This is a genomic window from Ralstonia mannitolilytica (assembly GCF_000954135.1).
Lineage (GTDB): Bacteria > Pseudomonadota > Gammaproteobacteria > Burkholderiales > Burkholderiaceae > Ralstonia > Ralstonia mannitolilytica.
The window spans coordinates 135,086-156,861 of sequence record NZ_CP010801.1; the positions used below are offsets into that span (position 1 = coordinate 135,086).

Annotated in this window: 27 protein-coding genes; 24 read left to right on the forward strand and 3 right to left on the reverse strand. The window is 61.5% G+C overall.

What is annotated here, in order from left to right:
- The first annotated feature begins 5 nt into the window (after positions 1 to 5).
- The 4 genes from TK49_RS23385 (at position 6) to pilV (ending at position 3,693) form a co-directional block, all read left to right on the forward strand.
- Positions 6 to 530: a hypothetical protein gene (locus tag TK49_RS23385; protein ID WP_024542489.1), complete on the forward strand. Its 525-nt coding sequence runs from the start codon at positions 6 to 8 to the stop codon at positions 528 to 530.
- 103 nt (positions 531 to 633) lie between these two features.
- The gene (locus tag TK49_RS23390) at positions 634 to 1,668 is read left to right on the forward strand and encodes an ATPase, T2SS/T4P/T4SS family (protein ID WP_024542488.1); all 1,035 of its coding nucleotides are present in this window, start codon (positions 634 to 636) and stop codon (positions 1,666 to 1,668) included.
- Positions 1,665 to 2,144, forward strand: coding sequence for a hypothetical protein (locus TK49_RS23395; RefSeq protein ID WP_024542487.1), 480 nt, complete (start codon positions 1,665 to 1,667; stop codon positions 2,142 to 2,144). The genes TK49_RS23390 and TK49_RS23395 overlap by 4 nt, the downstream gene beginning before the upstream one ends.
- A 10-nt stretch (positions 2,145 to 2,154) precedes the next feature.
- The gene (gene pilV, locus TK49_RS23400; protein ID WP_024542486.1) at positions 2,155 to 3,693 is read left to right on the forward strand and encodes a shufflon system plasmid conjugative transfer pilus tip adhesin PilV; all 1,539 of its coding nucleotides are present in this window, start codon (positions 2,155 to 2,157) and stop codon (positions 3,691 to 3,693) included.
- Between the two features lie 700 nt (positions 3,694 to 4,393).
- On the opposite strand, the gene TK49_RS23405 is transcribed toward pilV, so the two are convergent.
- Both TK49_RS23405 and TK49_RS24710 read right to left on the reverse strand, forming a co-directional pair.
- Positions 4,394 to 5,449 carry a CAP domain-containing protein gene (locus TK49_RS23405; protein WP_024542485.1) on the reverse strand — a complete coding sequence of 352 codons (1,056 nt, stop codon included), beginning with the start codon at positions 5,447 to 5,449 and terminating at the stop codon, positions 4,394 to 4,396.
- A 44-nt stretch (positions 5,450 to 5,493) separates the two neighbouring features.
- Positions 5,494 to 5,760, reverse strand: a complete 267-nt coding sequence (locus TK49_RS24710) for a plasmid mobilization protein (protein WP_024542484.1) — start codon at positions 5,758 to 5,760, stop codon at positions 5,494 to 5,496.
- A gap of 160 nt (positions 5,761 to 5,920) precedes the next feature.
- Between TK49_RS24710 and TK49_RS23410 the strand changes: the two genes are divergently transcribed.
- The 20 genes from TK49_RS23410 to TK49_RS23495 all read left to right on the forward strand — a co-directional run bounded on the left by TK49_RS23410 (position 5,921) and on the right by TK49_RS23495 (position 20,467).
- Positions 5,921 to 6,790 carry a hypothetical protein gene (locus TK49_RS23410; RefSeq protein WP_157774045.1) on the forward strand — a complete coding sequence of 290 codons (870 nt, stop codon included), beginning with the start codon at positions 5,921 to 5,923 and terminating at the stop codon, positions 6,788 to 6,790.
- On the forward strand, positions 6,790 to 7,389 hold the full coding sequence (locus TK49_RS23415; RefSeq protein WP_024542482.1) for a bactofilin family protein: 600 nt from the start codon (positions 6,790 to 6,792) through the stop codon (positions 7,387 to 7,389). Before TK49_RS23410 ends, TK49_RS23415 begins: the two co-directional genes overlap by 1 nt.
- Positions 7,390 to 7,392: 3 nt before the next feature.
- Entirely contained in the window at positions 7,393 to 8,034 is a 642-nt protein-coding gene (locus TK49_RS23845) for a hypothetical protein (RefSeq protein WP_024542481.1), read from the forward strand.
- Entirely contained in the window at positions 8,027 to 8,929 is a 903-nt protein-coding gene (locus TK49_RS23425) for an NAD(P)/FAD-dependent oxidoreductase (RefSeq protein WP_082076392.1), read from the forward strand. The genes TK49_RS23845 and TK49_RS23425 overlap by 8 nt, the downstream gene beginning before the upstream one ends.
- Positions 8,922 to 9,656, forward strand: coding sequence for an ATP-grasp domain-containing protein (locus tag TK49_RS23430; RefSeq protein WP_024542479.1), 735 nt, complete (start codon positions 8,922 to 8,924; stop codon positions 9,654 to 9,656). Before TK49_RS23425 ends, TK49_RS23430 begins: the two co-directional genes overlap by 8 nt.
- A gap of 67 nt (positions 9,657 to 9,723) precedes the next feature.
- Entirely contained in the window at positions 9,724 to 10,587 is an 864-nt protein-coding gene (locus tag TK49_RS23435; RefSeq protein WP_024542478.1) for a DNA/RNA non-specific endonuclease, read from the forward strand.
- Positions 10,588 to 10,597: 10 nt separating this feature from the next.
- On the forward strand, positions 10,598 to 10,846 hold the full coding sequence (locus TK49_RS23440) for a hypothetical protein (RefSeq protein WP_024542477.1): 249 nt from the start codon (positions 10,598 to 10,600) through the stop codon (positions 10,844 to 10,846).
- Between the two features lie 70 nt (positions 10,847 to 10,916).
- Positions 10,917 to 11,618, forward strand: coding sequence for a hypothetical protein (locus tag TK49_RS23445; protein ID WP_037022334.1), 702 nt, complete (start codon positions 10,917 to 10,919; stop codon positions 11,616 to 11,618).
- Positions 11,615 to 12,193 carry a hypothetical protein gene (locus tag TK49_RS24715; protein ID WP_157774046.1) on the forward strand — a complete coding sequence of 193 codons (579 nt, stop codon included), beginning with the start codon at positions 11,615 to 11,617 and terminating at the stop codon, positions 12,191 to 12,193. The genes TK49_RS23445 and TK49_RS24715 overlap by 4 nt, the downstream gene beginning before the upstream one ends.
- A gap of 167 nt (positions 12,194 to 12,360) precedes the next feature.
- Complete coding sequence (locus TK49_RS23850) at positions 12,361 to 13,026, forward strand: hypothetical protein (RefSeq protein WP_157774047.1); 666 nt, start codon at positions 12,361 to 12,363, stop codon at positions 13,024 to 13,026.
- A 120-nt stretch (positions 13,027 to 13,146) separates the two neighbouring features.
- Positions 13,147 to 13,536, forward strand: coding sequence for a surface-adhesin E family protein (locus TK49_RS24720; protein ID WP_338051161.1), 390 nt, complete (start codon positions 13,147 to 13,149; stop codon positions 13,534 to 13,536).
- Positions 13,537 to 13,772: 236 nt separating this feature from the next.
- Positions 13,773 to 14,048: an H-NS histone family protein gene (locus TK49_RS23460; RefSeq protein WP_240480107.1), complete on the forward strand. Its 276-nt coding sequence runs from the start codon at positions 13,773 to 13,775 to the stop codon at positions 14,046 to 14,048.
- A gap of 1,045 nt (positions 14,049 to 15,093) precedes the next feature.
- The gene (locus TK49_RS23465; RefSeq protein WP_024542472.1) at positions 15,094 to 15,798 is read left to right on the forward strand and encodes a DNA-directed RNA polymerase subunit alpha C-terminal domain-containing protein; all 705 of its coding nucleotides are present in this window, start codon (positions 15,094 to 15,096) and stop codon (positions 15,796 to 15,798) included.
- Positions 15,798 to 16,712, forward strand: coding sequence for a DNA cytosine methyltransferase (locus tag TK49_RS23470; protein WP_024542471.1), 915 nt, complete (start codon positions 15,798 to 15,800; stop codon positions 16,710 to 16,712). The genes TK49_RS23465 and TK49_RS23470 overlap by 1 nt, the downstream gene beginning before the upstream one ends.
- Before the next feature lie 43 nt (positions 16,713 to 16,755).
- Positions 16,756 to 17,274, forward strand: a complete 519-nt coding sequence (locus TK49_RS23475) for a nucleoside 2-deoxyribosyltransferase (protein ID WP_024542470.1) — start codon at positions 16,756 to 16,758, stop codon at positions 17,272 to 17,274.
- Positions 17,275 to 17,380: 106 nt separating this feature from the next.
- Entirely contained in the window at positions 17,381 to 17,563 is a 183-nt protein-coding gene (locus tag TK49_RS24725; protein WP_024542469.1) for a hypothetical protein, read from the forward strand.
- Between the two features lie 48 nt (positions 17,564 to 17,611).
- The gene (locus tag TK49_RS23480) at positions 17,612 to 18,658 is read left to right on the forward strand and encodes a phage Gp37/Gp68 family protein (protein WP_024542468.1); all 1,047 of its coding nucleotides are present in this window, start codon (positions 17,612 to 17,614) and stop codon (positions 18,656 to 18,658) included.
- A 9-nt stretch (positions 18,659 to 18,667) separates the two neighbouring features.
- Complete coding sequence (locus TK49_RS23485; protein ID WP_024542467.1) at positions 18,668 to 18,967, forward strand: hypothetical protein; 300 nt, start codon at positions 18,668 to 18,670, stop codon at positions 18,965 to 18,967.
- Between the two features lie 40 nt (positions 18,968 to 19,007).
- Positions 19,008 to 20,183, forward strand: a complete 1,176-nt coding sequence (locus TK49_RS23490; protein WP_024542466.1) for a phosphoadenosine phosphosulfate reductase domain-containing protein — start codon at positions 19,008 to 19,010, stop codon at positions 20,181 to 20,183.
- Positions 20,180 to 20,467: a hypothetical protein gene (locus TK49_RS23495; protein ID WP_024542465.1), complete on the forward strand. Its 288-nt coding sequence runs from the start codon at positions 20,180 to 20,182 to the stop codon at positions 20,465 to 20,467. The genes TK49_RS23490 and TK49_RS23495 overlap by 4 nt, the downstream gene beginning before the upstream one ends.
- A 151-nt stretch (positions 20,468 to 20,618) precedes the next feature.
- Here the strand turns inward: TK49_RS23495 and TK49_RS23500 are convergent, their stop codons facing one another.
- Positions 20,619 to 21,605, reverse strand: a complete 987-nt coding sequence (locus TK49_RS23500; protein ID WP_024542051.1) for an IS1595-like element ISRama1 family transposase — start codon at positions 21,603 to 21,605, stop codon at positions 20,619 to 20,621.
- Positions 21,606 to 21,776 lie beyond the last annotated feature (171 nt).

A 21,776-nucleotide genomic window follows, 5' to 3' on the forward strand; every position in this document is an offset into this window, starting at 1 on the left:
ATTCGATGGATTCAATTCTTGGTCGTATCGCTGCGACCGTTCTCGGCCTGTTGGTTCTTGCCGCAGTTGGTCTGGGCATCTACAAGGCGTTCTCAGGCAACAAGGTCGGTCAGACCACCACTGATCTGAGCTTGCTGCAAACCAACGCGCGCGCGCAGTACAGCCAGGGTGCTAACGGCTACGCGAACTTCAACGTCGCAGCTGGCACGCCGACCGCTGGCATTGTGGATTCGACCGGTAATTCGGCGGTCATTCCGACCGACATGCTGCGTGCAGGCCGGGTCGTGGACGCATGGGGTAATGACGTGACGATCGCTCCTACGTCGAACAACCAGCAATTCGCTGTGACGGTTGGCGGCACGGGTCTGACCGCAAGCCAGTGCTCGCAGATCCTCACCAGCCTGACGGGCTGGACCCGGGTTGCCACAAGCACCGGTCAGAGTTTCACGACCGGGAATCCCCCCGATGCCACAACCGCCGGCGCTGCGTGCATGAACGACGGCGAAACCATTACGGTCACTATGCAATAAACCGTTTCGCTATCGTCAATACGGCCGGCGCAGCCGGCCGTTGCCTTTCTACCGTATTCCCGCTTTACCCCGACAACCACAGCGCGCAGAAGACCGTCGTGACATGCATCTGACCCCGCCTACGCCGACCGACGACGCGGTCATCAGTGCCATCGATCCTGCCGAGGCGGATGGGGCGGCGTCGCGCCTCGCGTTCCTTGAATTCTCCGACCTGTACCTGGAGCCTAACGGTGCCGCTTGGTACAAGACCGCACCGGACGACAACGTTCGCAACACCCTGGAAGGCCCATATCTTGAGGATGTGCAGTATCTGCGCGAGCAGTTGCTCAAGCACGTCGGAAGCGTGGATTTTCTGATGGACATCCAGGGGGTACGACTGCGCGTGCAGTGCATCTCCACAGTCGACGGCGACGTGTATGTGTGCCGCCGAGCCGCGAAGACACCGATGCCGGTAGAACGGCTGGGCTACCCGGCAGAATTGATCAAGTCGCTCCTGTCTGACGCATTCACTGGCGGTGGCCTCATTCTGTTCACAGGTGCCACCGGCAGCGGAAAAAGCACATCGCTCGCCTCCATATTGGCCGCGCGCCTGAAGTTGTTTGGCGGGGTGGCGTGGACTGCTGAAAATCCGGTCGAGACGCTGCTCCATGGCACGCATGGTTCTGGCGTCTGCTACCAAACTGAAGTACCTCGCGATGAGGATTTTGGGATGGCCATCCAGCGCATGTTGAGGGGCGCGCCGAACATCATCGTCATTGGCGAGATCCGCAGCGCTAAAGCTGCGGCTCAGGCCGTACTGGCGGGCACGAGCGGACATCTCGTGTTGTCCACGCTGCACGCCAACGACATCCAGTCTGCGCTGCATCGTCTCAAAAGCATGCTCGTCCACGAAGGACTGGATGGTGCGTTTCTTGGCGACGCTATGGGGGCAGTGCTGCATCAATCGATGTCTTATGCGCGCGCACCAGATCGCAACCGTCGCGTCGTGACCGTGTCTCCTCTCATCGTAGCCGGCAGCCGTAACGCTACGGCCATCCGCGCGCATATGCGCGGCGGCGAATTTCATCAGCTGTCCTCGGAAATCGAACGCCAGAAACGGGTGCTACTGATTCCCGGGCAAGCAGGAGGAATGCTATGAGCTTCGCGTGGGTGCCGATGGCCCTCATGATCTTCTTCGCCGGCCTGATTGCACAAGCATTCGACACCGCCCAGGCGGTGCCCGGGGCGGGCGCCGCCGGCCAAATGCAGGCTGTCGCTCGCGTGCGCGCGCAGCAAATCGCCGTATTCAGCTCTGCCTGCTCGCAAGCCGCAACGGCGAGTCCAGGTCTGGTATCTCCCAATATCGCAGTCGCACTGCCCAACGGGGTTGCCATTGCGCCAGGCGCTACATGCATGACCACGTCTGCGCCCGGCGGAGGGCGCTACGTCTATGCATGGATGCCGGCCAATGGAGGCACTTCCGCACAGGTCTATGCCATCACCCAAAGCGACCGGGCTTGGTGGCGCGTAACTGCCACGGGCATCGGCACAAATATGACGGATGCACAGACGCTGGCCTTCCCGGCGAGTATCACGGCGCCTGCCATCGTGCGCTTTACCCAAGTCAACCCGTAAGGAATTCATTGTGGACGCAATCATAGGATTCATCGCCGCACTCACGCTCTCTTTGCTGAGCATGGCGGGGTTCGCAAAGTACGCCGACATGGGTGTGCGCAACATTCAGACTTCAGCGATCGCCAGCCAGGGCCGCGTCATTGACCAGGCTGCTGCGCAATATGTGCAGGACAACGCAGCTGCTCTGGCCGCGAGCGTGCCCGTAGGTGGCGCAGCCACAACGATCTCCGTGAACACACTCCAGACTGCGGGTTACTTGCCGGGCGGATTTTCGGCAAACACTGCGTTTGGCCAGACGTGGCAGGTGCAAGTCTCGCAGCCCACTGCTGGGAGGTTGCAAACCATCGTCATGACGACAGGCGGCAATCCGATCACCAACACCGCACAGCTTGCAGGCATTGCTGCGCAGATTGGGGCAGAGGGTGGTTTCGTGCCATACGCCAATCAAGGTGGTAACTCAGCAATGAGCCCATCCAACGCCAACGGCGCGTTTGGCGCGTGGCAGGTGAACCTGGGTGCGTCCGGTTTCACCAACGCCGGCTCTGGCCACGTCGCCAACCTGCTGGCCTTCACCAGTCAGCAGTCCAACGCCAACTACCTGTATCGCGTCTCGGTGCCAGGCCATCCTGAGTTGAACGCAATGCAGACCGACCTCTCGATGCAGGACGTCGGCGGAACAGCACACAACATCGCCGGCGCAAACAACGTCACGGCCGGCGGCACGGTGACCGGTGGCAAGCTTGTTTCAAACGGTGACGTGAACGCAGCTGGCAATGCCACGATCAATGGCACCCTCAGCGCTGCGGCCGGCCGCGTTACCGCCTGGAATAATGCGGCAGAGGGTGGGGTCATCACGATGCAAGGCGCCAATGGCGTCAACATGTACGTCGAGAACCTCAACGGGACTTTGCGCCTGGTCAACAGTCCCTGGAACGCGCAGCTGCTGACTGTTGACCAGTCGGGCAACACCGTGGCCAACGGCGGAGTTTCGTCGACAAACGCGCCGGGCTACGGGCAGACCACCTTGAATCAGTGGGGCCTTGCAAGCACGGGTGACATCTATGTCGAACCCGCCAACGGCCACAACCTGAATTTGAGCACTACGGCGTGGAATGGAACCGGGCAGCTGAACAGCCAATTCGCTCAAAACTGGTTTCAGCATCGCGTCGTCGCGAATGAATATCTTCAGGTCAATGGGGGAGCCAGTCCGAACACGTCGTGTTCTCCGAATGGTATTGCCGCGGTGAATGCTGACGGATCCGGCCAATGGCTGAATTGCGTCTTTGGCACGTGGAAGCCGATTGGCGGCAATCTGCTGCGCTATGGCAAATACACAGCGACCCACGGGACGTACATTCCAGCGCCCTCGTGTCCTGCAGGCGGTACGGCCATGATTGTGGTCACGCCGGCCAATTTCTCAGTCGATACAACCACGACTGTCAATTATGGCGCTTGGGGATCCGGACCTTGGACGGTGTACATCGTCGATGGCGCGTCGTCTCCACTTTGGGGTGCAACGGCCGCAGTCGGAACGTATTGCGGTTATTAACGGGAGGGAAAAATGAAGCGGATTTTGCGGATTCTTCTGTTGGGTCTGTTGTTGTTCGGTGCGCGCGCCGCGCTGGCCAACCCCACGCTCTGTTCGCCTGGCTATCAGGACTCGACGTGCGTCACGCCGATCAGTCACGGGGCGATTCCAGCCCCCCAGTGCTCGACCGATGCAGGATGGACTACGATTTCCAACGCAGTCTGGTTGGGGGCGCAATGGAGCCAGCCGCAGTGCAATTATCAGGCTCCGCCTGCTTGCCCGGCCGGTTACACCCAAACGAGCCCACCTTCGTGGAACGGATCGAGTTGGAGTGCGCCAGGATGTTCACCGCCGGTCGCCGCCAACCCTCAGCCGACGCTGACCTGTCTCTACGACTATAACCACAATGTTCGGTTAGCACCATATGGGAATTGCACAGCTGATGGGGGCTGTGACGGTATGGCATTGCAGGTCATGTGGGGTGGGAACGGCTTTCAGACCGTCGTATTTCAATTTTGGCCGAACGACTACACTGTGACTGACACAGACATCAACCAAGCGCTTGCCGGAACCGGTTACAGCCGCGGAGCTTTTATGGCGGGCGGCGGCGGCAACGGGAACGCGTCAGCATCCGAGTCGTGGCAGGTTTGCCACTAGCGAGTGCCAGCAAGACGCAAAAAAGGCCCCAATCTTGGGGCCTTTTTCCTTGGATGGCAGCGTGTCAGCCGACGATGTTACCCGTTGTGAACGTGAAGCTGCGAGTGAAAGGCGTGCCGTTGATCGTGCCGCTCAGATTCACTGAATACTGCGTATTCGGCTGCAGCGGCGACGCAGGGTATGCGACGGCCTGTTCCGGTTGAACGAGCTTGTTCGGATCGTTCGTCGAATTCAGGATCTGCAAGCTGATGACCGTTCCGGTGGTGTCGGCCATCGTCGCCGACGTCAGCAATACCTTATCGGCACCCGGATTCCCCATGACAACCACCGGCGTACCCCAACCCGAAGCCGAGACGTTCGGTGGCGTCGGGATTTCGCCCGAAATCGACTTGTACGCTACGCCGGTCACGCCCTGGCACGGGAAGGTCAACGGGCCGTTGCTAATCGCTTGGGCCTGCGTGTTGAACAGGCTCATGCTGTCCCAGGATTGCGTGTAGGTGTAGCTGCCAGACGTCGTTTGCGTCTCGTATTCGCCGATGCCGACAGTGTTGACCGGATATGCCGCAACAACCGAGTGGTAGACGCCCGCGAGCAGCGAATACACGAAATTCTGGCCAGCTACCTGGGCCGTGAACGAAGCGCTCGTTGTCGCATAGCCACCGCTCACGCCCACACCCAGGACGTTACTCGGGAATCCAGCCGCAACGGCGCGATCGACATACGTTGCCCCCGTATAACCCTGGTTGCTCGACACTTCGCTATCCGAGACAGCGTTGTTGAGGCCCATGTACTTGGCGTGCGCCTGCGCCGCCTGATCCAGTACCGTGTTCTCCTGCAAGGCAGGAAAACCACATTGCGTGCGGTACTGGTTCAGCTGGGTCAGTGCCGCCAGCTGCGCGCTGGAGGCCGTGTATTGGGGCGTCGTCAGCGTGCCCGTTACGGTCGTGGATGTGCCGCCGGTGCTGCCGCCCGTGCCGCCCGTGGTGGTGCCACCGGTCGTGCCGCCGGTGGAAGTGCTGCCGCTCGTGGTGCCGCCATCGCCGCCGCCACAGGCTGCCAGCGCGGTGCACAGCAGGAGTGCGCACGCGAGAGATGTGCGCTTAAAGGTAATCGTGCTCATGATGCTCCTTTCTTCTTGGTGGATTGCCAGTCATGCCAGCGGCATTATGCCGAAGGCTCTTGTACTTTCTTTGCGGCCTGCGCCGCCATCCCAGCCACAACTTGGGCCAGTCCCCTCTCCATCGCGTCAATGCGCTCCTCGACCGCGCTCAGCCGCTTGTCGTGCGCGGCCGGCGTATCGATCTGCTCATCCATGACTTTGCGACGCAGATATTCAGCGAGTGAAAGCCGTGCGGCTTTCGCTTGTTCGACAACCCGTTCGCGCTGCGAAGGCGTCAACAACAACAGGATTCTTTCTGTATATCGTTCCATGTCTGAATAATACCAACTCGCGCAACACAACGCAACATGCGTTGCTACAACACCACTGTACTACAGCATTTGTTGCGCGTGTTGGTCTTTTTGCTACAATCGAACAATGCAAATCCACCCCCTTACCCTCTCCGCGAACAAGTTACATATGCCGCCCCGCATGGCGGTGTCCGCGCCTCCGCCGCCACTCTCTCTCGACGACATCGAGCGCGACGCTATGCTGCTTGAAAAGCACGAGCGAATCCGTCGCTGGCAGTGTGGAGCAGGGGGTCTTGTCGTGGGTCTTATGTTGGGAGCCGGCGGAGCAACACTCGCTTGGTGGTATTCCGCAAAGTTGACCGCCCCCACGATCAATAGCTCGTCGGCCAAGCAATCGTCGATCAAGCAGATGGCGATTCCAGCAAGCGCGGTCAGTGCGATTGCTCCGGTAGCCAGCGCAGTCATTGCTGCAACGTCTGATGCCAGCGCACCGCAAGTCGTGGCGCCAGTGTTCGCATCGGCGGTTGTCGCCTCCGCGCAAGCTCAGCAGGGCTCAATCCAAAAAGCCTCACCTACCACGCGGCCTGCGGCTTCCGCGCCCCTCGCAGCCGCCCCCGGCGCACAACAGATGCAGGAGCTTCGTCGCATCATGCCGTTGCCTCCGTTGCCTGCTGCGGCGACCGCACCGGCGCTTCCCCTGCAGGAAAAGGCCAAGCCGGAAAGGGTGGCGGGCAGCCCCGCACACGCCGATGCTTCAAACGTCGTGCTCTACGTCGCAAAGCCCGCGGGGGAAATCACACCGGCAGCGCCCGCGCCCTCCGCTCCTGTACCACCAGCAACTTCGCAACCGGTCGGGCATGCGCCCGCCACACCAGGTTTTCGCATCGTCTCCATCCCGATGCCTGGGCTCGCGATGGTCGCGCAGGGAGAGAACGTCACGCCGGTACATGCCGGCGGCAAGCTCCCTGATGGCTCCGTCCTTGAATCCGCCGATCCGACGTCGGGTGTGGCGCGCACCAACCGCACGACCTTTACTCTCAAAGGAAAATAATGGGCAACCTGCTCCGACATTCGTACAGCGACAATAGCCAGATCAACCCGCAATCCCACTTGCAAGATGAGCAAGACGACGCAAACACAGATCCGCGCGCCCAGTTGATCACCGATCAGAACATCGAACGCTACCGGCAGGACGCAAGCCAATTCGCCCCTACGCAACCACCCAAACCGATCAAGCAGGCCAAGCCGATGGCGATCGGCGTGGTCGAAGTCAATGACGCAGCTGAAGGCATCCGCACGTATATCGCCGAAGGCGACGTCATTGAGGGTGATCTTCGTCTGAAGACCTCAGGGCTTCGCTTGGCTGGACACGTCAAGGGCCGTATCTACTGCGAGAAGGGCTCAGTCATCGTTGAATCTACCGGCGTCGTTGACGGCGGCATCGAGGCCGAAGGCCGCGTTATCGTTGACGGACAGGTGGGGCACCAAAACAACATTGAAAACACCGGCGCCACGCGCCTGATCATCCGCACGCCGGGCCTACTGGCGGTGTTGGGTAACGGCAAGGTTTACGGCAATTACCACTACGGGCGTATCGCCTGCTACGACGACGCGACCATCGAGGGGATGGGGCGCAAGGTAAGGGGCTAGGAGATGCAGCGCTGCTCGGTGCATTTCGCGGGCCGGCTGATCGATCTGGACGATCCGGGCGCGCTGGATGTTGGCGCCATCGCTGCAACGCTCTCTCGCATCTGCCGTTTTGCCGGCAATCTGCGTGACGATCACCAGATCTCGTGGCACAGCGTCGCTGACCATTGCGTACTCACGGCGGAACTGTTGCGCCGTCGTGGGATGCCGGCCCAGACATGCTTGGCCGGCCTTTTGCACGACGCACATGAGGCACTGATCGGCGATGTCATCACCCCCACGAAAACATGGCTTACCGGAGGCGGCTACGGCACGACCCATGCAAAGCGCAAGGAACATGATCTGGAACGCAAGGTTCTGCGCTCTCTCGGCTGCGAACCGGGCACGCAAGCAGGGGTTTTCGTCAAGCAGGCGGACGTAGAGGCGCTTCACATCGAAGTCTGCGCGCTTGGCCTGCCGCATACGTCGTTCGGGCTGCGCAGCGTGGTCCCGTTCGATCAAGCGATGCTCCGCGAGCTTGGCGTCTTGCAGCCGACCGCGCATCTGCCCATGGCCGCCGTATTCCTGGCCAGCCAACAGCGGTTTCTGAAGACCTATGCAGCCTTGCGCATGACGGGCGAGTGCGTGCCAGAGGCTGCCCATGCCTGACGCAAATCCTCGCGTGCTGGTCGTCGGTGCAGGACCGGCTGGGCTGACTTGCGCAAGCCATCTTGCCAAGATGGACGTGGCGGTTGACCTGGCCGAGCAAGGCCAGGCCGTCGGTGGCGCGGTTCGCCAATATGAGCACGCCGAAATCTGGGTGCCGATTCCTGGCCTGACCGCTAATTCGCTCGTTGCCGGCTTCCGCCAGGAGGCCCGCCAAGCCCGCCTGACGCTTCTGCTGGGCCGACGCGTGACATCAATCCAGGTGCGCGAGGATTGCATCCTTGCCGATGATCAGCCGTATGCTGCCGTCGTGCTCGCCACGGGCGCTCCACCGCGCGGTTTGGAGCACGCCGGCGAGGGAGTGATCGTCGCGCCGGGCAGGGCGTTGGAATCGGTCGATGTCCGTGGTCTGCGTGTGGCGGTGTGCGGCGGCGGTGACAACGCGTTCGAAAACGCCGCCCGCATGCGGCGCGAGGGCGCAGCCTGTGTAGATGTGTTCTCTCGTGGGGATCTCCGCGCAAGACCGCAACTCATCCGTGAGGCGCTTGATCTTGGCGCACGGATTGCGGTGGGCCCGTATCGCATCGAGGGGCGACGAATCGTGCGCGCGCAGGATCCACGGAACGACGACCAATTTGACATCGTGGCAGTGCTCTGGGGATTCGCACCGCGCCTCCCGAAGATCGAGGCGCCAGGCCTGACTGCAGGAGCCCCCCTCAAGGGCCGCCACCCACTGCCGCGCCTGTGGGTAATCGGTGACGCCCTTCCTGACGAGGAGCGATCGATCCTCGCTGCAATGGGTGATGGATCACGTGTGGCGAAGGCTGTAGAAGCCTTCCTGCACAGCGATCAATGCTGGACCGAAAAGGCATTGTCACTGGGTGCCGTCGATGCTTGAGTTTATGATGCAGCGCGATGATGGCGTGTGCAAAGTGGAGCGCGCTGCCGTACGCCAAGCGCACTGGATGTGCGACGACATTGTGGCCGAGGCCGGAGCAGCCATAGCGGTTTTGCGCGGCGAGCCAGATGGCTACAGGCGCGATGAGCGGCACCTTTGTCCCGTCGGGACCGTCGAGTTCTGCCGCGAGTGGATGCGCTTGACTGGCGTGGCCGAGCCGGTGCCGATCGATTATCCCGCGTCGTTACGCGATGTGCTGGGCCGCGTCGTACAGTGCGTGCCATTTGCCGACGCGACGATCGGGGCGTGGATCAAGCCAGCGCGTACGAAGGCCTGGCTCCCGCAAGTCAAGCAATCGGATCGTGACCACCATCCTGACGAGCTTGTTTGGGAATCAGCCGTCATCCCGGAATCTGACTGGCTAGCTGAGTGGCGCGTCTACGTGCGCGATGGAGCGATCATTGGCTGCGGCAGGTACGACGATCGACCGGTGGAGAACATCGAGCTCGACGCCAAGCTCGTGGAGTCGTGGATCCAGCGCTGGGAGGCCACCGGCCGGGCACCACGCGGCTACGCACTCGATGTGGCGCGTTGGCCAAGGCAAACGGTGCTTGTAGAAGCGACCGACGCCTGGGCAATCGGCCTGTACAAGGGAACCTGCCGGGCGGAGGGCTACACCAGGATGCTGGCCGCACGCTGGGGAGAAATAGCCAAGCAAGTCCTCTGAATGTTGCATTGTGTTGCGTCTATTGGTAATTGTGGTAAAATGCCACCAACCATAGGGGAGCACAATCTTGAATTTCAACAACATCCGCCGTTCTCTTCGCTTCGCTCTCGCCCTGCTGGCGGCCGTTGCGCTCGGTGGCACGCTTACGCCAGGGCTGGCGCGCCAACACCATCACCAACTCTCGCTGACAGACATCTTTGGCGCACCGGCACTGTCACAAGACTGCGAGAGTAACTTCTTGCAAGGCCAGGCCCCACAGGTCACGAATCCAAAGCTGGCCGCCCAAACGCGCGAGCTTTGCAACCCCGGGTATGCCGTGCTTCATTCAGGCATCACCCGCACGCCGCTTTGGAGCGCCGAACACCTGACGCAGCCTCGTATCCGCGCTTCGATCAATCTGAGCCGCGAAGACAGCTTCCGCTCCGATGATCGTCTGCCGATGGCTGAGCGTGCCGAGCTTGACGATTACGCACGATCTGGATGGGATCGTGGGCACATGAGTCCCAACAAGGACGCACCGGACAGAACCAGCCAGTCCGCGACGTTCCTGCTGTCGAACATGATCCCGCAGGCACCCAAACACAACCAGCACCTGTGGGAATCCATTGAACGAGCAACGCGCCAGCTGGCGCTCAATGGACATGACGTCTACGTGGTGACCGGCCCGGCATTCCTCGGGAGCCAGTTGCGTCGCACCGGACACGTGGCCATTCCCTCGCACGTCTGGAAGGCTGTCTACGTGGCCGACACGGGTGAAGCTGCGGTGTGGTGGACGGAGAATACCAACGAGTCCGGGTATGATTTGATTTCGCTCGATGAGCTTGCCCGGCGCACCAGTATCGCCCCCTTTCCGGCCGCTTCTGCTGCATCTCGTGTGATGGTGGCGCGCCTGCCGAAGCCGCGGCAGCGCCATTCCAGCAACAACTTCTGAGGGGATCCAGATGGACTACTTTGCCAACGAAAGCCAAGTGCTGCGGGTGGGTGACTTTGAATTTGCCAACCGCACTGATCGCATTACGATCGGCGGGGGGGACATCACGCGCGACGAAGACGGCCTGAAAACGCTGCGCGCTCTGGCTGAGCAGCTGCGCCAGATCGAAGCGGCGCTGACCGTCGATCGCGACAAAGGCCAACTGCCCAAGAAGATCGCGATCAAGGCTGATACGAGCGAGGCCAATCCCTTCAACTGAAATAGTGGCAGCCAAGCCTAACCCGACCCCACCTGGAGCGGCACCCGGTACGCGCTATGGCCGCTATACCGTGCTTGCCGTGTCGTCCATTGGGCGAAAGGCGAGGGTTCTGTGCCGCTGCGACTGCGGTACGGAAAAGGACGTACGCCTGGATGGCCTGAAGGCGGGAACTGTCATGTCGTGCGGCTGTTTGAATGCGGAGCGTCGCAAGGACGAAAAGCCCTCTCGCCAAAGCGTGTTCGCAGATGTGATGCACAAGCGGTTTGGACGGTTGGTGGCCACCGACATTCAGAGGGGCTCCGCCAAGAACACGCAGATCGTCTGCCGCTGCGACTGTGGCGGGCAAATTGTGACGACGCCATCCCGCCTGCGTCATGGCGACACGACCAGCTGTGGCTGTTATCACGAAGAGCGCCTTGTTCAGCAGGGTGCGCAAACGCGGGACCACGGCCATGCTGTTGATGGCGAACTGGCATCGGGGCACACCTCGATCTATCGCGCCTGGCTCAAGGTCCGCGCCTTGTGCCGGGATGTTCAGCGGCGCGGCGCGGGCAAGGTCAATGGCGAATACGATCCGCGATGGGATGCGTTTGACGAGTTTCTGGCGGACTTCGGCGAGATCGGTTTCAGCGAAACGGTCTGCCGCAAGGATCAAAGCCTGCCGTGGTCGAGGTCGAATTGCTATATCGCGCTGGGGCCGGCTGATCGCCGCCGAAAGACCCGCGAGGAAAACGCACAGGCCGCGCAGAACAAGCTGGGGCATCAATCATGAGCGCAGAACTGTTGGCCGTTGTCGAAGTCGATAAAGACGATCGAGTGGTGTGCCAAGCGCCAGGCTGCGGCCGGGGTGTCTACAAGCGGATCCACGTTGTGCGCCACAACGGCACGCTTGGCGTCTACGGCGAGGATTGTTTCGATCGTCTCTTCGTCGGCCTTTCTCGTGAGGCCGAGCCGCGCTATGGGGGTGGACCCGGGCGCTTGCTGAGCGCAGAAGAGCGCCAGCTGCTGATCGAAAACACCGAGCGTCTGATCACCCAGTTCGAGCTTGAGCGTCAGCAGGCGATTGAGCGAGCGCGCCAGCAAGAGCAAGAACAAGAGCGCCTGCGGGAGCAGGAGCGCTTGCGAAGAGAGCAGGCCGAGAGAGAGCGGCTTGCTCGGTCCAGGGCAGCCTTCCAACATCGATCAGCACCTGCCAGAGTCGCAGCACCGGGGCCAACTCCAGAAGAGCTCAAATCCGTCGAGGCCGAGGCCAAGCGCCTGGTGCGTGAGCGTTACGGTGTGGACCCAGACCAGGCCGGCTGGAGAGGTCTTGTGATGGCGGCCCAGCGTGAACTGCTTGGGCGTTGAAGCGCTTGCCGTTGCTGGCACCAGCCGATTTCCGCGACCTTGCCGGCCCTTGACCTATCTGGAATGCGCGGGCGGTTGCCGCGGCTGCAAGGGCGGGCATTTTATTCGTCCGCGCTGAACAACTACTCCTGAACCCCGGCGCTGTGCCGGATCTTCAGGAGTTGAGCATGGCAAGCGTTCCATTGCCCCCCTATCGGGCATGCCGGGTTACAGGCGATTGGTTGGACGGCAGCCCCAGCATTCCGGCATTCACAAATGGCCGGCTCTGGAATGGATTTCAGCAGCCGCTGTTTTCCAGGCCATCTGTCTTGCAGCTGGCCCTGCTGATGCCAGGCCAGGTGGAATTCGACGCGTCGGGCACGGCCGTCATCGTCATCGCCGACGATGGCGAGCCATTCCTCGTCAATGGCCAGCAAATCGAAGTCAATGGCAGGCGCATCGAAGTGTTTGCCGTTGGCTCTGGATGGTGGTGCTGGGAAGAAGCAGACACCGGAATCGGTCCGGCCACCGATGCCCCGCTGGACAAGCGCTTCGATGACGTGCTTTTCGGCACAACACAGGAAGAGTTCGACGCGCTGGAAGTGCATGGCGTGCGTAACGTACGCACCCCAGCCGGCGAGAACGTGGGGATCCGCGAAGTCGACGATGTGAATCCCGAACTTTTCTCGGTCTACGTGCACTTCCGCGCGGGCGGGGTTGAATGTGTAGGTGATCACGGCACACTACATCTGGCACTGAAGTACGCCCGAGAGCTCGCCAATCGATTCGGATGCCCAATCCACAACTTCGCGCCGATGCCCGTACCACCACGCGCACCGAGTACAGCTGTCTGAGTCAAAGCCCGCCTGTCCAATGGACCAGGCGGGCTTTTTTTCACACTTAGAGGCTGAAGAAACAGAGTGTGGTACAACAAACACCAAAGCAACTCAGGGGGGTGAAATGAAGAAAAATGGGTGGCTGCACTCGCTACGGCGTCACTTCTGATCCCTGGTATATCGTCAGCGAGTGATTGGTATGCTTATTCGAGTGACAGTGATGCAAGGCACTTGATCGACATTTCCAGTCTTGTCGTTAAGCCCGACGGCACTCGCTTGGCGTGGGTGGCGCATATCTTCAATAAGCCTCAAGAAGCACCTAATCACAAGCGCTACGCCAAGCTTTCCACGAGAGTGCTCGTCGATTGCGGACAAAGGAAATTGGCTTTGCTTTCTACCTATTTCTACGACGGCAAAGGTACTCTTGTTCAAGGCACATCATTCGATTTCATAAAACTGGTAGACGTACCTCCCGACTCAAATGGAGAAACATTAATGCGCGCAGTCTGCGCGGCGTCTCCACGGTAAGCGCGTAGCCTTAGCCTGAGTAAAACCCGCCTGTCGTAGGACACGGCGGGTTTTTTTGCCTCTGACGTGATTAAGAGCGAGCCGTTTTGATCTGCGGACGTTGCGAGAATATTTTAATGCATGTATTGTCATGTCACGCAACATGCTGATTTATTGGGATCGGTTTCGCCTGACCCCAAACTACTTACAGATCCACTCACGCTTTAAGGCAACCCATGTCCACGTACGCAGAGTTAATGCAGCAGATCAACGATCTCAAGGTGCAAGCCGAGCAACTTCGAATTCGCGAGCGCGACCAGTTCATTGCTGAAGTGCGCGAGAGAATCCACGCGTACGAGATCACCCCCGCAGACTTGTTCGGAAAACCCAAGGGCGTCAAGGTAGTCGGGACGGTCGCGGTCAAATACCGGGACACCAACGGGAACGTCTGGTCCGGCCGCGGAAGGCAACCGTTCTGGCTGGTCAAGGCGCTGGCGGGGGGGAAGAAGCGCGAGGACTTTCTAGTTTCCTGAGCCCTTACATCTTCACGCTATCCAATGGCATCGCGTAAAAACGCTACGCCATACTTTACAAAGTCACGCAACGCTCTATAATAAGCCACATCGAGTTTGACTGGGCCGAGCGCGTGAGCGTCGAGGAAATGGCCCAAAGCTGATGCGGGTAAACGTCGCGCAAGACCGCATCTAACCCCCGGACATGGACGCCTGGCGGGACAGCGAAACAGTCCAGGTCGGGTCTCGGATCCGACGCTGCCGAGCCTGGGGAAAGGCCCTCCGCGGACGCGGATCAAGGGCGGCACAACCAGGTGCACATCTGGCGCCGGAGCGAGTAACCGGCCATCCCTTACGCGAGGAGTCGATCCGCCGGGCCTGTCGGACAGCCTGGCGGGGATCCCAGGGACCGACTTAACCGGGGCGCTTCGCTGGGCTGAAGAACCGGGGATTGGGCATAGCAAAACCCAGCATCCTCATGCATGGCGATTGCCGACTTGGGCTTGATGCCGTAGGGACTGGCCTGCAGAGCGGGAAAACAGTCGCCAGCCGTGAGGGAACGCGCGGGCTGACGCGCAAGGGTCGGGCGGCACGAAACCTTTCCGCGCGAGAGCCGCGACTAGCGGAAGCCAGACAGAGCTCAGCACTGGCCCCTCAACCTTCACGCATGGCGATTCGCTGAAAGTCGGCTACCCCAGTCCCGCCGACTACATGCCGGCCCGCGCAAGCCGGATGAGCTTGGGATCGAGTCGCCAGCCGTGAGGGAACGCGCAGTGGTGATGCGCTGTACCGGTAGACGGGCGACGCGCGTCTGAAAGCCGCAAGCGGGCCTCGCGTGAGCCGCGCAAGCCGGGATACACACCTCCGGCCCCTCACCCCAAACCGGCCGCACGATAGGGCGGACGCTGGAACCCGTCACCAGCGCAGCAAGACGGCAGTGAAAGCCTGCGCCGGAGACGTAACCGGCACCAATACCGATGGTGGCGCTCAGCATGTATAGACGCGCCATTTTTTTGGCCCCAAACAGCATTAATACACGCATCCGGCACTTTTTATTGTTTCGACGATGACCACCACCCCCAAATCCCTGCGCGCCCGTGTCGAAGAGGTCGTGCGCGAAGCTGGCGGACAGTATTCGCCGGGCCTGCGCGTGGCGCTGCCTGCAAGCCAGGTGCTTGAAATCGCTGGAGCGCTCGAGCGCGGCGTGCCGTCGCCCGAGGACGCGGCGCGCACAAAAGCGGCGCGCAGGGAAATCAAGAGCGAGTTGCATTCCGAGTTGGCCGCGGGCCTGAATCTGATGCGGGCGGCGATCGCCAAGCGCATTGGCGAGGCTGACGGCGACATGCGCGCGGCCATCCTGGCTAACGCGATGCTCGACGCGACGGAATCCGCCGTGGAAGAAGCAGGGTACTTCGCGACCAACACGACGCTGCAGCGCGCCGCCGTGGACCGGTACATCGAGCGTGTCGCGATCGCGTTCGGAGCGCTGGAGCGGCTGCATGCCTTCGCCAAGGCCCAGCTGCCGGAACCCATCGATCCGGCCATCGCTCCCGCAGCCATGGCCGTGAAAGACCTGGATCTGTCCACACGCACGCATAACTGCTTGCGGCTGGAAGGCATCAAGACGCTGGCTGACCTGATGGGCTGCCGCGCCGATGAATTGCTGCGCATTCCGAACCTCGGGCGTAAGGGGCTGGCGGAAATCGAGCACGAACTGGCGGCACGCGGCTTCCAGCTGGCCACGAGCCGCAATCAAGCCGGAGCTCGTTGATGATCGCAATCGACCTGTTCGCCGGCGCTGGCGGATTCTCGGAGGGGGCCAAGCTGGCCGGGGTGCACGTCGCTTGGGCAGCCAACCATTGGCCACTCGCCGTGCAATTTCACGCAGCCAACCATCCCGGCACGTCGCACAAATGCCAGGACCTGCAGCAGGCCGACTGGCGGGATGTTCCGCGCCACGACATACAGCTGGCGTCTCCGGCGTGCCAAGGTCACAGTCCGGCACGCGGCAAGGAACGGCCGCACCACGATGCGCTACGCAGCACGGCATGGGCCGTGGTCAGCTGCGCTGAATACCATCGCAGCCCGATCGTCCTGGTAGAGAACGTCCCGGGCTTCAGGGACTGGACTCTATACCCGGCTTGGGAACACGCGATGCGCAGTCTGGGCTACAGCGTGTCCCCGCATCTGGTGGATGCCGCCGATCATGGCGTGCCGCAGCACCGCGAGCGGCTGTTCCTGGTCTGCACCCAGAGCAAGGCTCCGCTGCAGCTGCGCCTGCCGCGCCGCGAGCACGTCTCCATTGGCAGCGTGATCGATTGGGACGCTCACACATGGACGCCCATCGACAAGCCCGGCCGCAGTCCGAAAACCTTGCAGCGCACCGAGGCCGGCCGCGCTGAATTCGGCTCGCGCTTCGTCGCACCCTACTACAGCAGCGGCAGTGGTTTGAAAGGCCGCAGCATCCACCGACCCATCGGGACCATCACCACACGCGACCGCTGGGCGGTGATCGACGGTGATCGCATGCGGATGTTGCAGGTCCCCGAGATCAAGGCGGCAATGGGCTTTTCGCCCGACTACACGCTGCCGGCAACCAAGAAGGAAGCCATGCACATGCTGGGCAATGCCGTGTGCCCGCAAGTTGCCGCCGATCTGCTGAACGCGCTGCGCAACGCCGCGTAGACAAGGGCGTCCCATGACGAACACTACCGAGAGCACACACACCATGCCGCGCATCTACCTCGCTGGTCCTGATCTGTTCTTCCCGGATGCCGAAGCGCGCTACGACGCGCTGAAGGATCTGTGCGCACGCTATGGACTCGAAGGCGTCGCGCCGACGGATGGCCAGACCTTCCCCATCGAGCCAACTGCGGCCTGTGCGCGCCGCATTCGCGAGCACGACCTTTCGCAGCTGCGCAGCGCGGACGCCGTGCTCGCCAACATTACGCCGTTTAACGGTCTGGAGCCGGACTCGGGCACGGCCTACGAAATTGGCTTTGCTGCCGCGCTCGGGATGCCTGTCGTCGCGTACTGCCTCGATGGCCTGGACACTCGAACCCGAACGCTGCGCGCGGGGCGGCTGCTCAATGTGCATGGTCGTGATGATGAGGGCCTGCTCGTCGAGAACTTCGGGCTACACGCCAATCTGATGCTGTGCGCAGAACATCCAACGTTTTCTTCGGCGGATGAGGCAGTTCGCGCTCTCGCCGAGATCCTATTTGGCGCTGCGCAAGCCGCTGCCTGAAGCCATTACCGCTCAATGGGCGCCTGGCGCAGCAGCCGTTTTGCAGGCGGCAAGCTGTGAAGCAGGGGGAGCCAGGCGCCCACCCTTCAATGCTCGTAGATAGCCGATGGATACAACTCTCGAAGAAGCACAAGCCGCTGCCGCCAGATTTGCGGACGAAAGCTGCTTACCCCAAACCGTCTACCTCTTGAAGGACTCCGGCGGCTGGTGGCACACCAATCCGCTGGCCAGCTTGCTGGTGTCGGCCGAAGTCTTCGTGACCGTGCTGCCACTGCGCTACTTCGCGTGAGATCTGAAATGGGAGTCCAACTTCGCTTGAGATGACAGGGGACGCTTCATGGCGGAAAACACAAACATTGCATGGTGCGATCACACCTTCAATCCGTGGGAAGGTTGTCAGAAGGTTGGCCCCGGCTGCGACCACTGCTACGCGGAGACGCGAAATGCTCGATTCAGTGGCGGTACGTCCGTCAATTGGGGGCCTGGCGCGCCGCGTCGGCGCACTTCGGCTGCCAACTGGAGAAAGCCGATAGCCTGGAACAGGAATGCTGGCGAGTTTTACGCCCAACACGGGCGAAGGCAGCGCGTCTTCTGCGCGAGCCTCGCCGACGTGTTCGACAACGCAGTCGATCCGACGTGGCGCGAGGATCTATTCGCTCTGATCCGCGCAACCCCAAATCTTGACTGGCTGCTGCTCACAAAACGCATCGGCAATGTACCCAGCATGGTTTCGCTTATTCCGGGCTGGCTGCCAGAAAACGTCTGGCTCGGCGCCACGATCGTCAACCAGGCCGAGGCCGATCGCGACATCCAGAAGTTACTCGAGACGCCCGCGCGCGTGCACTTCCTGTCGATCGAGCCGATGCTTGGGCCGATCAACCTGGAGAGCGTGGCGTGGCCGTCGATAGCCGAGCATCGCGTCGATGCGCTACGAGGAGGCTACTGGAACAAGGCGGGCGTGCTGGCCTGTGGGCCGGCCGCGGGTCTTGGCGAACCTCGCGGCGGATTCACGAACCACAGCGATATGCCGGGGCGCATCGACTGGGTGATCGTCGGCGGAGAGAGCGGTCCTGGCGCGCGGCCAATGCACCCGGACTGGGCTCGAGATCTGCGTGACCAGTGCGTGTCGGCCGGCGTGCCCTTTCTCTTCAAGCAATGGGGGGAGTTTGTGCCGGGCTCTGGCGACTTCGGTGCTGGGCAATACGTCACAGCGGCTGTTGCACGCGACGGTCGCATTGTCCCAGGTGGATTTGACGCGGCCGCCTATCCGCGCGGCGCAACTTCCGCAGACGGCTGGGCAATGGTCCATCGGGTTGGGAAGAAGGCGGCCGACCGCCTGCTCGACGGCGCCCAGCACGACCAATTTCCGCATGTGCGCTCGTGAGGAATAGCCATGCCTTGCTACATCGAACGAACGAAGGACGGCGGCGTGATGTTCCTGTGCGGCGACCTTGGGCCGCATTGCGCAGCCGATAAATGCTGCGCGCTGGGCGTCAATTTGTGCGATTTCCCCGTAGGCGAGGGCAAGACCTGCGACTTGCCACTGTGCAACAGCCACGGCTACGAGGTTGCGCCGAACGTGCACTACTGCCCCGGCCATCTCATTCTGTGGAACGCATACCGAGAATCTGGCGCGGTTGAGCGCGAGCTTTCCAACGTGGTTCCGCTTGGGCGGACGCCGAAGCCGGAATGAGCAAGTAATCCGTCTGCCAACACCATCATCCAACGCACGCATGCAAACGCTCTTACCGCTCAACTTCGTTCCGCGCACGCCACCCGCTTCTTTCTGGCAGCCGGTCAGCGCAAAGACGGACTTGCCGCCCGTGACCACCACGCCGGAGGTTGCCGCCGCGCTCTCTCGCGACTGCGTGGTCGCCGTGGGCGTGAGCGGCGGCAAGGATTCAGTCGCGTGCGCGCTCGCCACCGCGCGCTATTTGGATGAGATCGGGCACACTGGTCCGCGCGTGCTGATCCACTCGGATCTGGGGCGCGTCGAGTGGCGCGACAGCCTGCCATCATGCGAGCGCCTGGCGCACGCGCTGGGCTGGGAACTGCTGGTCGTCACGCGCCAAGCCGGCGACATGCTGGCGCGATGGGAGGGCCGATGGCAAAACAACGTCAAGCGCTATGCTGACCTGGCTTGCGTCAAGCTGATACTGCCGTGGAGCACGCCGTCTATGCGCTTCTGTACGAGCGAGCTCAAGGTCGCCATCATCTCGTCGGCGCTGCGCAAGCGATGGCCGACGCAGGAGATCGTCAACGTGTCGGGCATCCGCCGCCAGGAAAGCGCCGCACGAAGCAAGATGCCTGTGTCAGTGCGCATGCCAAAGCTTTGCCGGAAAGGAGCCGAAGGGCTTTCATGGCACCCGATCATCGAGTGGAAGGTGCAGGAGGTGTTCGGAGCCATCGCGGACGCGGGCCTGCAGCTGCACGAGGCCTATACGCGCTATGGCATGAGCCGCGTCAGCTGCGCGTTCTGCATCATGTCGTCGGCTGCCGACCTGGAGGCCTCTGTGTCGTGTATCGACAACCAGCCGGTCTACCTGCAGATGGTCGAGCTCGAGGCTGCCAGCACGTTCGGATTCCAGTCTGGGCGTTGGCTGGCCGATGTCGCACCCCATCTGCTATCCACGGACCTGCAAGCCAAGGTGGAGCGTGCCAAGCTGGCCGCTGCCGAGCGTGAAGCCTTGGAGGCCAGGCTGCCGGCACACCTGCTGTACACCGGCGGCCTGCCAACGGCTGTGCCGACGTTCGATGAGGCTACCTTGGTCGGGCAGATCCGCCGGCGGGTTGCCGAGCTTGTCGGCATCGAGGTCAGGTATCTCCATGCCGCCGAAATCCGCGACCGATACGCGGAGCTTCTTGATCGGCGCGAGGAGCATGCGCCGAACTCTCTCGTCATCGTTTGATCCTGAACATCGCTATGAGTCCATCTAATCTCGATGCCCCTGGGTACGGCAATGCCCTGGACGTCCTGCGTCGCATCGTGGAGGAAGCTGACCGTGATCCATTCATACCGGTCGGCCACGTCATTGAGCACGTCGTGCCGCAGGCGCGCGCCGCTCTCGCGGCAGCGCTTGCCGACGAGGTGTGCCAGTTCTGCGGCGTGCGGACCTTTTCGCCGTGCGATGCCCCGCCTGCTGATGTGTGCGAGCAGGCTTTGATGCGTAATATGACGATGGCCGAGCGCTAATTAAGGGCGAGGAGTAGAACGTTAGGCGCTTTGGATCGGCCTGCGCACCTGTCTTGCCTGAATGAAGCCGAGATATACTGTACATATATGTGGGGTATCCACTTAGCTCCACCAGCACAGGATAACTGGATGGATATACAGTATTCGTATGCTACACCGTCTCGACCCGGTTCACTACATCCGCATACGTCACAGGGCCGGTAACGACCGCTTGCTGAAGCAGCCGATAGAACAAGAGACCGCGCGAGCCCGAGGTGCGGCGATTGAAGCGGAACACGAACTCATCCAGGTAGGCGTCCAGATGTTCGGGCTGAACCGAGCCGTGATGCGTGCCGAGAATCCAGCGTTTGACCAGTGAAGCAACCCGATGAACGCCAGCCATCGAAACGTGAGCTGGCACCTCGGCACCCAGCATCACATTGCGCTGGTGTTCGTAACCCAGCTTGCTCAATGTCCGGTAGGCTGCTGACCCGTCAGTTCTGACTTGGGCGCCAGGCTCAATCGACGCCTGTATGAACGGGATGACGCATTCGGCGCCATCGTTCTGGATGCGCTGCAAGCGTATCCGGCCGAAGCCCTTGGGCTGAAGCATTTCGACCGCAAGGATGACCAGCACTTTGCTCGTGCGGTTCTTGCGGTTGATGGCCGAGATAGGGGCCTCTCGGTCCGTGATGGCCAGGTAGGTCTCGTCAACCTCTACACACCCCTTCAGGCGTTCGCGGTCCGGTCGCACCATAGCGCGGCGAAACCGGTGCAGCATCGTCCAAGCGGTCTGGTAGCTTCCCAGGCCTAGCACCCGTTGCAAACCAAGGGCGCTGACGCCTTGCTTTTGATTGGTCAGATACCACGCACCAGCCAGCCACACACGTAGCGGGGTACGGGTCTTGTCGAATATCGTGCCAGCGGTCACCGTCGTTTGGTGAGCGCAACTGCGACACATCAGGCGCGTGCGGCTCGACCGATAAGGCTCGGCCGCTACGCCGCAATCAGGGCAAACGAACCCCTGCGGCCACCGCAATCCCTCCAGGTAGGACAGGCAAGCCTCTTCCGTCCCGAACCGGTCCAGAAACTCGTTCCAGTTACGGGGGTAGTCCTTCCCCGGTTCTGGGGGTAATATCTGCTTTACCTGTATATCCATCCAGTGATTCTGGCATGGCTGGAGCTAAGTGGATAGCCCTTACATATATACAGTTGTTTCGAGGGTGTCATGGAAGTGCATGTAACGCCACTTAAAAGCAAGGGACAGACCAAACAAAAGTGGTTACGGGCAATGGGCAACGCAGTTGGAACGCTGAGAATCCGAGACAAG

Bases quoted from the DNA above. Each gene is read 5' to 3' on its own strand.
- TK49_RS23410 (WP_157774045.1), top strand. From the start codon at position 5,921: ATGGCGGTGTCCGCGCCTCCGCCGCCACTCTCTCTCGACGACATCGAG.
- TK49_RS23430 (WP_024542479.1), top strand. From the start codon at position 8,922: ATGCTTGAGTTTATGATGCAGCGCGATGATGGCGTGTGCAAAGTGGAG.
- TK49_RS23480 (WP_024542468.1), top strand. From the start codon at position 17,612: ATGGCGGAAAACACAAACATTGCATGGTGCGATCACACCTTCAATCCG.
- TK49_RS23475 (WP_024542470.1), top strand. From the start codon at position 16,756: ATGCCGCGCATCTACCTCGCTGGTCCTGATCTGTTCTTCCCGGATGCC.
- TK49_RS24715 (WP_157774046.1), top strand. From the start codon at position 11,615: ATGAGCGCAGAACTGTTGGCCGTTGTCGAAGTCGATAAAGACGATCGA.
- TK49_RS23470 (WP_024542471.1), top strand. From the start codon at position 15,798: ATGATCGCAATCGACCTGTTCGCCGGCGCTGGCGGATTCTCGGAGGGG.
- TK49_RS24725 (WP_024542469.1), top strand. From the start codon at position 17,381: ATGGATACAACTCTCGAAGAAGCACAAGCCGCTGCCGCCAGATTTGCG.
- TK49_RS24710 (WP_024542484.1), bottom strand. From the start codon at position 5,760: ATGGAACGATATACAGAAAGAATCCTGTTGTTGTTGACGCCTTCGCAG.
- TK49_RS23490 (WP_024542466.1), top strand. From the start codon at position 19,008: ATGCAAACGCTCTTACCGCTCAACTTCGTTCCGCGCACGCCACCCGCT.
- TK49_RS23405 (WP_024542485.1), bottom strand. From the start codon at position 5,449: ATGAGCACGATTACCTTTAAGCGCACATCTCTCGCGTGCGCACTCCTG.
- TK49_RS23500 (WP_024542051.1), bottom strand. From the start codon at position 21,605: ATGGATATACAGGTAAAGCAGATATTACCCCCAGAACCGGGGAAGGAC.
- TK49_RS23845 (WP_024542481.1), top strand. From the start codon at position 7,393: ATGCAGCGCTGCTCGGTGCATTTCGCGGGCCGGCTGATCGATCTGGAC.
- TK49_RS23390 (WP_024542488.1), top strand. From the start codon at position 634: ATGCATCTGACCCCGCCTACGCCGACCGACGACGCGGTCATCAGTGCC.
- TK49_RS23415 (WP_024542482.1), top strand. From the start codon at position 6,790: ATGGGCAACCTGCTCCGACATTCGTACAGCGACAATAGCCAGATCAAC.
- TK49_RS23850 (WP_157774047.1), top strand. From the start codon at position 12,361: ATGGCAAGCGTTCCATTGCCCCCCTATCGGGCATGCCGGGTTACAGGC.
- TK49_RS23460 (WP_240480107.1), top strand. From the start codon at position 13,773: ATGCAGCAGATCAACGATCTCAAGGTGCAAGCCGAGCAACTTCGAATT.
- TK49_RS23440 (WP_024542477.1), top strand. From the start codon at position 10,598: ATGGACTACTTTGCCAACGAAAGCCAAGTGCTGCGGGTGGGTGACTTT.
- TK49_RS23395 (WP_024542487.1), top strand. From the start codon at position 1,665: ATGAGCTTCGCGTGGGTGCCGATGGCCCTCATGATCTTCTTCGCCGGC.
- TK49_RS23465 (WP_024542472.1), top strand. From the start codon at position 15,094: ATGACCACCACCCCCAAATCCCTGCGCGCCCGTGTCGAAGAGGTCGTG.
- TK49_RS23425 (WP_082076392.1), top strand. From the start codon at position 8,027: ATGCCTGACGCAAATCCTCGCGTGCTGGTCGTCGGTGCAGGACCGGCT.
- TK49_RS23485 (WP_024542467.1), top strand. From the start codon at position 18,668: ATGCCTTGCTACATCGAACGAACGAAGGACGGCGGCGTGATGTTCCTG.
- TK49_RS23385 (WP_024542489.1), top strand. From the start codon at position 6: ATGGATTCAATTCTTGGTCGTATCGCTGCGACCGTTCTCGGCCTGTTG.